At 58.6% G+C, this 13,092-nt stretch carries 13 protein-coding genes; 6 read left to right on the plus strand and 7 right to left on the minus strand.

All coding sequences use genetic code 11. The annotated features are described in order from the left end of the window. Window positions 1-30: 30 nt before the first annotated feature. Together BMZ36_RS14275 and BMZ36_RS06070 are read left to right on the plus strand one after the other, a co-directional pair. Window positions 31-273, plus strand: a complete 243-nt coding sequence (locus BMZ36_RS14275; protein WP_143085983.1) for a hypothetical protein — start codon at window positions 31-33, stop codon at window positions 271-273. A 223-nt stretch (window positions 274-496) separates the two neighbouring features. Beyond that, the gene (locus BMZ36_RS06070) at window positions 497-1,873 is read left to right on the plus strand and encodes a sensor histidine kinase (RefSeq protein ID WP_091192761.1); all 1,377 of its coding nucleotides are present in this window, start codon (window positions 497-499) and stop codon (window positions 1,871-1,873) included. Between the two features lie 26 nt (window positions 1,874-1,899). Here BMZ36_RS06070 and ligA read toward each other — a convergent pair whose 3' ends face one another. Further along, complete coding sequence (ligA, locus tag BMZ36_RS06075; protein ID WP_091192764.1) at window positions 1,900-3,993, minus strand: NAD-dependent DNA ligase LigA; 2,094 nt, start codon at window positions 3,991-3,993, stop codon at window positions 1,900-1,902. A gap of 185 nt (window positions 3,994-4,178) precedes the next feature. Here ligA and ftsB point away from each other — a divergent pair, with 185 nt between their 5' ends. Continuing rightward, window positions 4,179-4,526, plus strand: a complete 348-nt coding sequence (gene ftsB, locus BMZ36_RS06080) for a cell division protein FtsB (protein ID WP_091192767.1) — start codon at window positions 4,179-4,181, stop codon at window positions 4,524-4,526. Between the two features lie 85 nt (window positions 4,527-4,611). Next, window positions 4,612-6,072, plus strand: a complete 1,461-nt coding sequence (locus BMZ36_RS06085; RefSeq protein WP_091192775.1) for an aminotransferase-like domain-containing protein — start codon at window positions 4,612-4,614, stop codon at window positions 6,070-6,072. Window positions 6,073-6,083: 11 nt separating this feature from the next. Here the strand turns inward: BMZ36_RS06085 and BMZ36_RS06090 are convergent, their stop codons facing one another. The 6 genes from BMZ36_RS06090 to BMZ36_RS06115 form a co-directional block, all read right to left on the minus strand. Next, window positions 6,084-6,869, minus strand: a complete 786-nt coding sequence (locus tag BMZ36_RS06090) for a PhzF family phenazine biosynthesis protein (protein ID WP_091193072.1) — start codon at window positions 6,867-6,869, stop codon at window positions 6,084-6,086. 119 nt (window positions 6,870-6,988) lie between these two features. Continuing rightward, window positions 6,989-7,276 carry a DUF2917 domain-containing protein gene (locus BMZ36_RS06095; protein WP_177187802.1) on the minus strand — a complete coding sequence of 96 codons (288 nt, stop codon included), beginning with the start codon at window positions 7,274-7,276 and terminating at the stop codon, window positions 6,989-6,991. 139 nt (window positions 7,277-7,415) lie between these two features. Then, complete coding sequence (gene mnmC2, locus BMZ36_RS06100) at window positions 7,416-8,114, minus strand: tRNA (5-methylaminomethyl-2-thiouridine)(34)-methyltransferase MnmC2 (RefSeq protein WP_091192783.1); 699 nt, start codon at window positions 8,112-8,114, stop codon at window positions 7,416-7,418. Beyond that, window positions 8,111-9,199: an anhydro-N-acetylmuramic acid kinase gene (locus tag BMZ36_RS06105; protein WP_091192785.1), complete on the minus strand. Its 1,089-nt coding sequence runs from the start codon at window positions 9,197-9,199 to the stop codon at window positions 8,111-8,113. Before BMZ36_RS06105 ends, mnmC2 begins: the two co-directional genes overlap by 4 nt. Window positions 9,200-9,229: 30 nt before the next feature. Next, window positions 9,230-10,174 (minus strand): arginase, encoded by a 945-nt coding sequence (rocF, locus tag BMZ36_RS06110; RefSeq protein WP_218142644.1) that lies wholly within the window; start codon window positions 10,172-10,174, stop codon window positions 9,230-9,232. A gap of 122 nt (window positions 10,175-10,296) precedes the next feature. Further along, window positions 10,297-11,331: a DUF6709 family protein gene (locus tag BMZ36_RS06115; protein ID WP_091192789.1), complete on the minus strand. Its 1,035-nt coding sequence runs from the start codon at window positions 11,329-11,331 to the stop codon at window positions 10,297-10,299. Window positions 11,332-11,531: 200 nt separating this feature from the next. On the opposite strand from BMZ36_RS06115, the gene BMZ36_RS06120 reads away from it, so the two are divergent. Both BMZ36_RS06120 and BMZ36_RS06125 read left to right on the plus strand, forming a co-directional pair. Continuing rightward, window positions 11,532-12,560 (plus strand): acyltransferase, encoded by a 1,029-nt coding sequence (locus tag BMZ36_RS06120; RefSeq protein ID WP_091192791.1) that lies wholly within the window; start codon window positions 11,532-11,534, stop codon window positions 12,558-12,560. 103 nt (window positions 12,561-12,663) lie between these two features. After that, entirely contained in the window at window positions 12,664-13,092 is a 429-nt protein-coding gene (locus BMZ36_RS06125; protein ID WP_091192793.1) for a DUF4395 family protein, read from the plus strand.

Raw genomic sequence — 13,092 nt, forward strand, 5'->3', positions numbered from 1 at the left:
GGAAGGTTCGCCCGTCTTTCGCATGGGCACATGAAGACGGCATTCCGGAATGGCGCCGATGAAATCGGCCCGGTGGTAACAATTATCCAGATTGGAACAGAAGCGAAACACATATTCGTCCGGCTTGCCGTCCACTATCTTGGCTTCACTCAAGACAATGCGGCTGTTCACAACGGAACAACGTGTGGCAAATTCGGCGGGCAAAGTCACGGGTTTGATGGCACGACTCCAGAAAATGGTTTGCGAAGCGGAATTCTAACAGCCTCGACCTGACGTTGCCGAAAATCGCACGATCTACGGTCTCACCTGCCGCACCATTCACAGGCAAACGATTTTTCTTGCCCGCAACACAGGCAACGCTCTAATTTTTCTGACTCATTTAAATGTCAAAATTACTCAAAAACAAAAAAATTGTCAGAAAAAAATCATTCATACACAAATTGTTGATATGATTCTTGGTTACTCCTCGGATAGACACACACCGACTGAATAAACAATGACGCAGCTACTCATCAAGCGCAGCCCGGTTTTCGCATTAATCGCAGTGTTGTTTGCCGCCGTTCTTGTATTCGCCGCAGAACTGTATCTTTCAATCCAGAAAGAAAAACAATCGCCCCCGGGCCATGAAACGGCTACCGTGGCTTGGCAGTACAGCCAGTTGATCGCCGAATTTCATCGATTCAACCATCAACTGGATCGGGCAGTCCTTCTCCAGGCCAAACAGGAAGAGATCAATACGCTGCAGATGCGCCGCTCACTGCTGCTTGAACGCCTGAACGCAGCCATATCAGCCGGTACGGACAACAACAACAGCCAACTCACCCGCGATTCAAGTCCCTTTGTGGAAATCGAAGCACTCGGCAAAGACTCCGCCTTTCTTGCCAGGAGTGGCACGGAAAAATACAGCGTTGCCGATCTGCTTGTTCTGCGCAACAAGGTCGATCTCCTGCAGGAAAAAATGACAGCGCTTACCATCGCTGCGACCCGCCTGTCTGGAGAAGCTGCTGCGCAAAGCAGAATGCTGGCAAACCAGGTGGAAAACTCGATCCTGATTCTTTGCGGACTGCTGATTTTGCTGGGAATCATTGTCATGGTTGCGTTGTTCCATGCGTCCTGGAACCAGTCGCATGCGGAAAAAAATTATCGTCAGCATCTCAAGCAAACGGAAAAAACCCTGAGCGGACACTCGGTCATTTCCATGCGGCAGGCCCATCTTCTGGAGGAAGCACAAGAACGCATCCGCCAGCCATTGAACAGTCTTAAAGATTTGCTGGCCCAGTCCCCGAACGAAAAAGCATTGTCGATGCTTGGACGGCTTCACGCGGTCATCGACGACACGCTTGATTTTGCGCTGCTCAACCTTGGGCGCCTCAGGGTCAGAAACAACGACACCGACTTGCAAAGCCTGCTTGATGACGTCATCAGGCAAGCACGGGAATTTGCCAACGAAAAAAATGTGGTTCTGCTGTTTGATTCCCCGGAATCGCTGCCAGGATCGTGCGAAACCGATGGAGAGAAGGTGCGGAAAATCCTCTCTCGACTGACTCATCACGTGATAGACCGCTCGATCAGCAAACGGGTCAACATCCATGCTTACAGCACAGGCGGTTATGGCGGGAGATTGTTCGTGGATATTGCAGACTCCGGGCTTGGGGTAAACAACGCCGATTTGCAGCAAGGGCTTCGTCGTAACAAGCCTGCCGACGCGAATCAGCCCCCTGAAGACATTGCCCTGCCACTGGCAAAGGGACTGGCTCGCCTCATCGGCGGCAACGTCACTGCGATCAACAAGCCAGGCGAAGGGAGTATTTTCACGGTGGACATCCCTGTCCATCGCAAGCCCGAACTACCGGGAAACAAGCAAGCCGGCTAGGCTTTCGGAACGGATCAGTCTGGTCCTTATCGTCCCAGCGCCGCACGCAAATCGTCCTCCGACCAGACCGTCACTCCCAACTCCTCGGCCTTGCTCAGCTTGCTTCCAGCCTCCGCTCCAGCCACGACGACGCTGGTTTTTTTCGATACGCTACCCGCCACCTTACCCCCCGCAGCCTCAATCAGCGCCTTGGCATCGTCGCGCGAAAGCGTAGGCAGCGTGCCGGTCAGCACGAAAGTCTTGCCTGTGAGCGGGCCTTCTTTCGCGAGGTTGACCTCGATCGCCGGCCAGTGAACACCGGCTGCCACCAGAGCCTGCACTACGTCGCGGTTATGTGCCTCGGCAAAAAAATCGACAATCGACCGGGCCACGACCGGGCCGACATCGGGCACCTGCATCAAGAGATCCAGGCGACGGGCCTCGTCCTGTTTTTGTAATGCGGCCTCTTCCGGCTGCGGCCGCATGAGTTCGTCGAGCGAGCCAAAGTGCTGTGCCAGATCGCGTGCCGTGGCCTCACCCACATTGCGGATACCCAGTGCATAGATGAAGCGTGGCAGGGTCGTATTCTTGCTGGCTTCGATGCCGGCCAACAGGTTCTGTGCCGATTTCTCGCCCATGCGTTCCAGATTCGCCAGTTGTTCGAGTGTGAGCCGGTAGAGGTCAGCCGGCGTTTGCACCAGTCCGGCGTCGACCAGTTGTTCAATCAGCTTGTCTCCCAAGCCTTCGACATCCAGCGCCCGGCGGCTGGCAAAGTGCCACAGCGCCTGCTTGCGCTGCGCGGCGCAATACAGCCCCCCCGTACACCGTGTCACTGCCTCGTCTTCGCCCTTGACCGCGTGCGAGCCGCACACCGGGCAGGTTTTCGGCATTTCGAATGGCGGATTCACCGGCTCGTGCGCCAGCGAGAACAGATCGGCCCCAGGCGATTCGCGCATCGGACGCTTTTCCAGCACCACACCGACCACCTCCGGAATCACGTCACCGGCACGGCGCACGATCACGGTATCGCCGACACGCACGTCCTTGCGCCGCACCTCATCCTCGTTGTGCAGCGTGGCATTGGTTACCGTCACGCCGCCCACGAATACCGGCTTGAGGCGTGCGACCGGCGTCAACGCGCCGGTGCGCCCTACCTGGATGTCGATTGCCTCGACAAGCGTCAATTCTTCCTGCGCCGGGTATTTGTGCGCGATGGCCCAGCGCGGTGCACGCGAAACGAAACCAAGCTCTTCCTGCTGCGCCAGGCTGTCGACCTTGTACACCACGCCGTCGATGTCGTACGGCAGTTGCGGGCGTTTTTCGCCAATGCGGCGATAGTAGTCGAGCAGCCCTTGGGGGCCGGACACACAAGCGCGCTCATGGCAAACGGGGAACCCCAGATTCGCCAGCAGATCCATGATTTCCGATTGCGTGCCCGGCAATTCCAAGCCTTCGCATTGCGCGACGCCATAGGCGAAGAAAGCCAAACGGCGCGCGGCCGTGATGCGCGAATCGAGCTGGCGCAGGCTGCCAGCCGCCGCATTGCGCGGGTTGGCGAAAGTCTTCTGGCCGCGCGCCGCCTGCTCTTCGTTCAGGCGCTCGAAGTCTTTTTTGAGCATCAGCACTTCGCCGCGCACCTCGAGCAATTGCGGGATTTGTGCGCCAACCAGCCGCAACGGAACAGCGCGAATGGTGCGCACGTTTTGCGTAACATCTTCGCCGGTCGCTCCGTCGCCGCGCGTTGCGGCCTGTACCAGCACGCCTTCGGCATAGGTCAGGGAGATCGCCAGACCATCGAACTTCGGCCCCGCATCGTAGGCCACTTCATCCACGCCAAGCCCTTCGCATACGCGTCGGTCAAATGCCGCGATGTCCTCATCCTCGAAGGCGTTGTTGAGCGAGAGCATCGGCACCTTGTGCGTGACCTGGGTAAACTCAGGCAGTGGCTTGCCGCCCACGCGTTGCGTGGGCGAATCGGGCGTCAGCAGTTCCGGATGAGACTGTTCCAGTGCCTGCAGCTCGGCGAACAACCGGTCGTATTCGGCATCCGGCACGCTCGGCGCATCCAGTACGTAATACTCGTGGGCATAGCGGTGCAAGCGTGTTTTCAGGTGCGTGATTTGGTCGGCGAATGCAGGCATCGGGCAAAAATCGGTTTGAAATCGAGCGGCGAGAGTAAGCCGTTTGAGGGGTAAAGGGCAAGCCGCCAGCGCCGCTATTTCCCTCATTTTACTGATGAGCGATACATGACAAAACCCCGAATGGTGTAACATCGCGAACCGGAGCCCGATTTCGGCGTTCATCACCCTTTCGGAATACGTCATTCATGCGTTTGCTTGCTGTCTTTCTCGCCGTGCTGATTGCCGCCCTGCAATGGCCCCTCTGGGTGGGCAAGGGCGGCTGGCTGCGCGTCTGGCAGCTTGATCAGCAGGTAGCCGAACGCAAGGCCCAGAATCTCAGACTGCAGGAACGCAACGATGCGCTCGACGCTGAAGTGCGCGACCTCAAGACAGGAACGGATGCCATTGAAGAACGTGCCCGCAACGAATTGGGCATGATCAAGCAGGAAGAGGTGTTTTTCCAGATTCTCGACAAGCGCAGGCCCTCCGTTGCTTCATCTTCTCCGGCAAGTCCACCAGCCGCAGCCAGCACTTCGGCCAAGACAAAACCATAACACTTGCCCAAAAAAACGCATCTTCGCTGTAACTGTTATCCTCACCTATCGTGGTTTATAGTGGTTTCATAACCTGCGAGCGACTATGACCGACCTTGCCTCTCCCATCACCGACTCCAGTCGGAAGACCTGTACGCTTTACTACCAGTTGGCTGAAGAGCTGGCGCAAGCCATTTCCTCCGGCGTGCTGCAAACCGGCGAAAAGCTGCCCTCCATCCGCAAACTGTCTTCGCAACGCCAGGTCAGCCTGACCACGGTGATGGAAGCTTATCGCGAGCTGGAAGACCGGGGTTACATCGAGGCGCGCCCGCAATCCGGCTTCTATGTCCGCGCCCAGCGCGGCTTTGCCATGCCGGAGCTGACCCAGCCACCGCAAAAACCCTCCGAAGTGGTCATCGACCCGCTGCTGCAGCCTGCAGAACTCGCACGCCTGCACGACATCAAGGTCGACTTTGGCTTGGCCATTCTCTCGCCCAAGCTCTATCCCAACGCGCAATTGCAGCGCATCCTGGCGCAAGTCACGCGCCACGAGCCGGAGCTGATTTCCGACTATGGCAAGCCGCAGGGCGATCTGGAACTGCGCCGCCAGATCGCACGGCGTTCGTTGGCATGGGGTGGGCATGTCGATGCCGAGGAAGTGCTGATCACGCATGGCGGCATGGAAGCGCTCAATCTCTGCCTGCGCGCCGTGACCCAGCCCGGCGACATCGTGGCGCTCGAATCGCCGGCGTATTTCGGTTTGCTGCAGATTCTGGAAAGCTTCCGCCTCAAGGCGCTGGAAATCCCGACGCATCCGCAAACCGGCATTTCCATCGAAGCGTTAGAGCTCGCCACCCGCAGCGGCGACGTCAAGGCTTGCGTATTGCTGCCCAATTTCTCCAACCCGCTCGGCAGCCTGATGCCTGACGACAACAAGCGTCGTCTGGTTGAACTGCTGGCCGAACGCAATATCCCGCTGATCGAGGACGATATCTACGGCGAATTCTGCTACCACGGCGACCGTCCGCGTCCGGCCAAGGCCTTCGACCGCAACGGCAACGTAATGCAGATCGGCTCCTTCACCAAGGTCGTGGCACCGAGTTTCCGCGTGGGCTGGGTCACGACCGGGCGCTTTCAGAGCAAGCTCGAAGACCTCAAGTTCATCAACACCTATTCAACCTCCCCGCCGCTGCAGCGCGCCATTGCCAAATTTCTGGAAAGCGGCGGCTACGACCACCACTTGCGCCGACTGCGCAAGGCTTGCGCCGATCAGGTCACCAGCGCGGTTTCAGCCATCCAGCGCTTTTTCCCGTCGGACAGCCGCCTGCATGTACCGCAAGGCGGCTATGTACTCTGGGTGGAACTCAACACGGCCGTGGATACACTGCAATTATTGCAACGCGCGCTGGCCGATGGCATCAGCTTTACGCCGGGACCGCTGTTCTCGCCGAGCCACAGCTACCGCAACTGCCTGCGCATCTGCTGCGTGGAACCGTGGACCATGCGCCACGAACGCGCGATCCAGCGTTTGGGGCAACTGGCTTCGGAAATGATTTACGGTTGCTGAACGCAACGAGGTCAGAGAAAAATTTCGCCTTTCATGAACAGCACGGCATGCCCGCAGATCAGCACGCCGTCTTCAAGCTGTTCGCATTCGATCTCTCCGCCGCGCTCGGAAAGCTGGCGTGCCTGCATGCTGTTTTTTCCCAGGCGTTTCGCCCAGTAGGGAATCAGTGTGCAGTGCGCCGAGCCGGTGACCGGGTCTTCGGGAATGCCGGCATTGGGAGCAAAAAAGCGCGAGACGAAATCCACCGAGCGCCCCGGCGCGGTCACGATCACCCCCAGACAATTACGGATCTCGCCCAGCAGCGCCATGTTGGGACGCAATGACGCTACCTGTTCCTCGTCGCGCAGCACAACAAGGTAATCACGACTCGCTAAAATCTCGCAGGCATCCACGCCCAACGCAGCTTCGAGAAAGGGCGGCCTCTCGCAAACTTGTGCAGCATGACAGGGAAAGCGCATCGCCAGCTTGCCATCGGGGCGACGGGTGACCTGTAATCTGCCACCGGCAAAATGAAAGACCGCCGTATCCCCGTAAACCATTCTTTCCAGGAAAAGCACATGGGCCGCAGCCAATGTGGCATGTCCGCACAGGTCAATTTCCATGCGCGGAGAAAACCAGCGCAACTCGAATTCATCGCCTCGCGGCACCACAAAAACCGTTTCGGAAAGGTTGTTTTCCGCCGCGATGCGCTGCATCTGCAAATCAGGCAACCATTCACCCAGAAGGCAAACAGCAGCCGGGTTTCCGGAAAAAACCCGGCTGGCAAAGGCATCGATCTGGTAAACGGGTATCTGCATGGCAAAATTAGAATGTTGGTTGGGCTCTTTTTCAGGGTACAAAATGAAAAAAGCCGGGGCAAGCCCCGGCGAAACAGCGGTATCAGCGGGGACGCCGCCGAGACAGGAAATCGGAAGGGTCACATGGACGGACCGTGCATCATGTTGTGCAAAGCCTTGGCCAGTTTTTTGCCCCAGCCCGAATAATCGTGCTGGTGCATGTTCTCGACGTGGAACACGCTGTTGCCACGCAAGGATTCGATGACAACGGGTTCATCGGCCTGGATGCGGTAGCTCTGACCATGTTCCAGAAATACGTCGTCGCCGTTATCGGTCAACCAGAGTTGGCCTTGTTCGCACACTACAACCGCACCTTGCTGCTCGGTAAGCTGCACGGCCGGGCTGGATTGCATAATCGTCTTGTCCATGATGTTCATCCCCTGTTTGAGGTGATGCCATTCTCTCGCAAGCAGGGCAAGTCAATAAGACGCAAACAGTTTGAATATTCCGGCTAACAGTCGCAGGCAACTGTTAACTGTACTCCCCGCTTCCGGAAGCAACTGTTTGTCAAGATTTTTCGCGATAGCCCTTCAACATCTGCCGCTTTCCGCCAAAGCCCTGCGTCTTACACACAGCAAAGCCCGCCTGCTTCAGCCCGTTGCGCACCATGCCTGCCACGGACCAGGTCGCCAGTGTGCACCCGGGCACCGCAAGCCGGTACAGTTGCTCGAAAATCGGCAGAGACCACATGTCCGGATTTTTGGAAGGCGCGAAGCCGTCCAGGTAGACGGCATCGGCTTGCGCTTCAAGCAACGGGAACTGCTCTCGCGCATCGCCCAACAACAAGGTGAGCTGCACACTGCCTTCGTCGAGGAACAGATCGTGGCGGCCACCCGACAGCGGCGGCCATGCCTTGACGAGATCGGCAGACAAACTGGAAAACTGCGGCCAGGCGGCATGCAAACGCTGCAGATCTTGAGGCAGGAAAGGGAATTTCTCCACCGAAATGAAATGCAGGCGACGGCTGCGCAACGGATCGCAGCGCCAAGCCTGCCAGGTCACAAGAAAATTGAGCCCCAAGCCGAAGCCGGTTTCGAGAATCGTAAAAGCGTCGCGGCCCTGCCAGCGTTGCGGCAACCCGTTGCCCGCCAGGAACACGTGCAACGCCTGTCCTAACCCGCCATCAGCCGTGTGGTAGACATCGTCAAAAACAGCGGAAAACGGAATGCCGTCGGACGACAACACGACTTCTGCTGGCTGGATCATTTTGGGTAGATCGCCCCGAGCACGCGCAAACCCTGCGCACCGGTCACGGCGGGCAGGTTGGCCGGCTGGCGCAGCAGGCAGGCGCGCGCCAGCCAGGCAAAGGCATAGGCTTCCACCCAGTCGGGATCAACTCCGAGCTCGGCTGTCGTCGTGATGCGCGTTTGCGGCAATTCGCAGGACAGCATCCGGCGCAGCTCGGCATTGTGTGCGCCGCCGCCGCACAGATAGAGCGCGGCCGGATTCTGGCTGTGCACCGCGTCGGCAATCGTTTGCGCCGTCAATGCGCAGAGCGTGGCCTGTACGTCTTCGGGACGATCCCGTCTACCGGTCAGATGCGCCGCCAGCCAGCCGGCATGGAAAAGGTCGCGCCCGGTGCTTTTGGGCGCGGGCAAGGCAAACCAGGGCTCGGCGAGCAGCGCTTGCAACAGCTCAGGGAGTACACACCCCGTCGCCGCCCATGCGCCGTCGGCGTCGTAGCTGCGTCCGAGATGCTGCTGAATCCAGGCATCCATCAGAACGTTGCCGGGGCCGCAATCCCAGCCCGTCACATTGCCCTGTTCGGGCAAGACTGTCAGGTTGGCGATGCCGCCGACATTGACCAGCACGCGCGTCTCGCCCTCGCGGGAAAACAGTGCATCGTGAAACGCCGGCACCAGCGGCGCGCCCTGCCCGTTCGCCGCCACATCCCGGCTGCGGAAATCGCCCACGACATCGATCCCGGTCAACTCGGCAAGCAACGCATGATTGCCGATCTGCAGGGTATATCCCAGCTCGGGGCGATGGCGGATCGTCTGGCCGTGGTTGCCTATCGCCCTGACCTCCTGCGCCCTGCAGGCCGCCCGTTCCAGCAATTGCCGGATGGCCGCCGCACAGGCCCGGCTATGCGCATTGGCCGCGAGGGCAGCGTGATGCAGCTCGTCATGGCCGGCGGATTGCAGCGCCAGCAATTGGGCGCGCAGCGCCTCGGGCAGCGGAGCGCACAACGCATCGACCAAATGCGGGCGCCCGGCGGAAAAATCCACCAATGCGGCGTCGATGCCGTCGAGGCTGGTGCCCGTCATCAGGCCGATATAGAGGTCAGACATGGAAAGAAATTTTGATTCAGCGATGGCGGATTATAGCCGCTTGCGCATCAGCGTTGACTTGCCGAACAGGCTTTCCAGCAAATCGACCGCCAGCGCTGCGCTCTGGTTGCGCACGTCCTGCGCGGGATTGAGCTCCATGATGTCGAGAGAACCCAGGCGCCCGGTATCGGCGATCATTTCCATGCACAGTTGCGCTTCGCGGTAGGTCGGCCCGCCGGGAACCGGCGTACCCACGCCCGGCGCGATCAGCGGGTCGATGAAGTCGGCATCGAAACTCACATGCAGGTGCGTATCGGCATCCACGCCCGCCAGCGCGCGCTCCATCGTCGCATGCATGCCGTTTTCGTCGATGTAGCGCATGTCGAAAACGTCCAGATCGGTCTTGTGCACGAAATGCTTCTCGCCCGGATCGACGCTACGCACGCCAATCAGCCGGTAAACCGAAGGCGGGGTTGCTGGCATGACGCCGCCGAGTTCGATCAGCTCGGCCGGTCCGAAACCGCAGAGAACAGCCACCGGCATACCGTGCAGGTTGCCGCTGGGCGTGATGTCGCAGGTATTGAAATCGGCATGGGCATCGAGCCAGAGCACGCGCAATTTCTTGCCGTACTCGCGGCAATGGCGCGCCACGGCGCTGATCGAACCCATCGACAACGAATGGTCGCCGCCCATGAGGATCGGCATGCGCCGCCGCTTGAGCGTTTCGTACACGGCATCGTGCGCTACCCGGCACCAGGCCGTGACCTCGTCCAGATGCCGGTATCCCCCGCTCGATTCGTCCCACGGATTATGCGGACCGCTGAGATTGCCGCGATCCTCGACATCCAGACCGTGGTTCAACAGGGCAGGCTCGATGCCCGCCACACGCAGCGCCTCCGGCCCCATCGACGAGCCGCGCGAACCTGCACCCGCGTCGGACGGCGCGCCGATCAGCGAAATCTTGTGCTGGGAAAGGGGATGGGGCAGCGACATCATGTTCAGGCATCCTTGAATTCAAGCGAAGCAGATTTTGAGGGCAAGAAAAGAACCCCGTTATCAAGGATTTCCCTAAACCCCAAGAAACAAGGTTTCTTGGGGTTGGACGTGTATCAATTCAGCTACGCATTGACGCCGGCCAGCGCTTCTTTTCTCCGGTTGAAAACCACGCCAGCGACCTCCCCCCGGTTTTTCTTGTAGGCCGAGGCCAACTCGTCCGAATAGCCGCAGAGCATCCAGGGATAACGTTCAGCCAGATACTGAAGCACGGAATCGATATTCGCTTCCTTGCCGCTGATCTGCCAACTTGCCCCCATCCAGTTGAGACAAACCGAGAAGGTCTTGCCTGCCGGAATGATGTAATAGATTTTCTTCTGAAGGACATGCTTGTAGGTCCAGAGCGTTTCATCCAGCCGCTGGACATCGAAATTCAGCATGCCTTCCCGCACTACAAAATTGGCGGTAAACAGGTGTCCGCCAAATTTGAGCCCATTCCTTTCGGTCGCTTCCTTTTCCAGCAATTTGCTCATCTCGACCGAATCGGCCCATTCGGCCACACGCTTCATCACCGGATGTTGCGCCGGATCACGGAAACGCCGCAAGGCAATCAGCCCATAAACCAATGCACCGATTCCCAGCAGGGCTGCCACGGCCAAACCGAATTCGCCATTGCTTTTGAAGTTTTCGGTATCCAGCATCATCGGATAAAAGCGCGCCCGATGTTTTTGCACCTGCGGGCTATTGAAAAATCCCAGATCGGCCTTGCCGGCAATCGGTTTCAGGGTGCCGTTCAAGGCCGCGGTCGGCATATCCTGATGCGCCTTGACCAGCAGCAAGCGGTCGCCAATCACGGCCACGAAATAATTGGCGGAGACCTCACGGCTGCGCTCGACCCCCCGTTTTTTGTGGATGGTGATTTCCTGAAAACCGCTTTCGACAAGTTGGTCCGCCTTCAGACTAACCCAGTAACGGGGCAAGGCGTCGGCACTCGGCGCTGCCGCCAATTCGGCTGGCGTTATGGCATAAGGCCCCTTGAAGAAATTTCGGAAATACCGTGCATTGGCCGCCAGCGCGAGGACGATAACTGCAATTACCACGACGGCCAGCACCATCCTGGCCACACTCACGCGGCGAATGTTCTTTTCAATCCAGTTCATATTGCCATCCCATCCTTCATCTGAAATGACGCAGTACAGCCGTCATCATTACAAATAACACCCAATACAAGACATTTTCGTCATGCAGGATAGTCTGCAAATTTCCCATTTCGCAAGCAATCCCTCAGGGAATGACAACACCGGTCAACCCGGTAACGGTAAGATGCCAGTCTTCCCGTGAGTAAACCCACCATCCAAGCATGAGCACCTCCCTTTCCAGCCAAAATCACCTCGACTGGGCCGACGGCACGCGCTGCATCGCGGCATTCGCCGTGGTAGCCCTGCACGTAGCCGCCAGTGCCGTCACCGACCCCGACTTGCTGGGCACCGGCGAATGGTGGATCGCCAACGCGGTCGACGCGGCCACGCGCTGGTGCGTACCGGTGTTCGTGATGCTGAGCGGCGCGCTGCTGCTCGCGCCCGATGTCCTCGGTGATTCATGGGGCACCTTCTACCGCCACCGCTTCACCCGGGTTCTGATGCCGCTCGCCTTCTGGTCGCTGTTCTATCTGGCTTACGAGCTGTACTGGATGCATGCCCGCGGCGAATCTTTGAAATGGGGCTATCTCATCAAACAGACCGCCATCGGCTCGCCTTACTTCCACCTCTGGTATCTGTTCATGCTTCCGGGCCTGTACCTGCTCACCCCTTTGTTGCGGCGCATGCTGGCCGTACTGGATCGCAAACATCTGGTTTTCCTGTGCGCCGGATCGTTGCTACTGGCCGTACTCAACAAACTGTTTTCGCTGGGGCAACCGTACACCCCGCCCTTTGCCGGCGTCCTGTTCGTTCCTTATCTCGGCTATTTTCTGGCCGGTTATCTGCTGCATACCGGCCGGCAGGATGCCCGCTGGCCCTGGCCCGTGCTGCTGGCTAGCATTGCGCTGACTGCGGCAGGCTGCGGCTGGTTCGCCGAACAGGACAAACTGCAACTTGGAACCTATTTCTACGATTACTTCAGCATCACCACCGTCCCGATGGGGCTGGCCGCTTTCGCCCTGTGCCGCCGCCTGTCCTCACATCGTCTTGCCACGAAGCTGGCACCGCTCGGCTTCGGCATCTATCTCATTCACCCACTGGTTCTGGATCTGCTCTGGCAGGCGAATATCCGCCCCACCAGCCAGCATCCTGCCTTGGCCATTCCACTACTGACATGCTTCACCTTTGCCGTTTCCGGGCTGGGGGCCTGGCTGGTATCGAAAATACCGCTGCTACGGCGCGCGGTATAAACAACGTCAAATAACTGACGGACCAGAACTACTGCTTGACTTGTCATTATATATTTACATATAATGACTTCATCTTCCCGATCTGTCACGAAGGAGAAACACCATGCTGCGCTTCGACGTCCCTCCAATCTGGTCCAACGCCGCCCGTCTGGATGCCCTGACAACGTTTACCGTGTGCCTGCTGGCACTGCTGCTTGGCATGCCTTATCTCCTGCCGCTTTTGATCGTTCATGGCCTGGTACGGGGATTCGTCGGTCATATGCGCTGTCCCAGTCACCGTCTGTATGCGCGGATACTGGAAAAGCTGGGCAAGACCGGACATAAGGAAAATGCGGGGGCCAAGATGTTCGCCAACAAGCTGCTCTTCATCGCCAGCACCGTAGCAACCCTGCTGTGGATTTCCGGTAGCGGCATGTGGATCGTCCCGGCATCGGTTCTCCTGGTGTTTTCCTTCATGGAAGCAGCCTTCTCGTTCTGCGCGGCTTGCTGGGCCTATACCCTGTGGTACCAATTCCGGGATTCCCGTTCCTGA

The organism is Formivibrio citricus (assembly GCF_900115065.1).
Lineage (GTDB): Bacteria > Pseudomonadota > Gammaproteobacteria > Burkholderiales > Chitinibacteraceae > Formivibrio > Formivibrio citricus.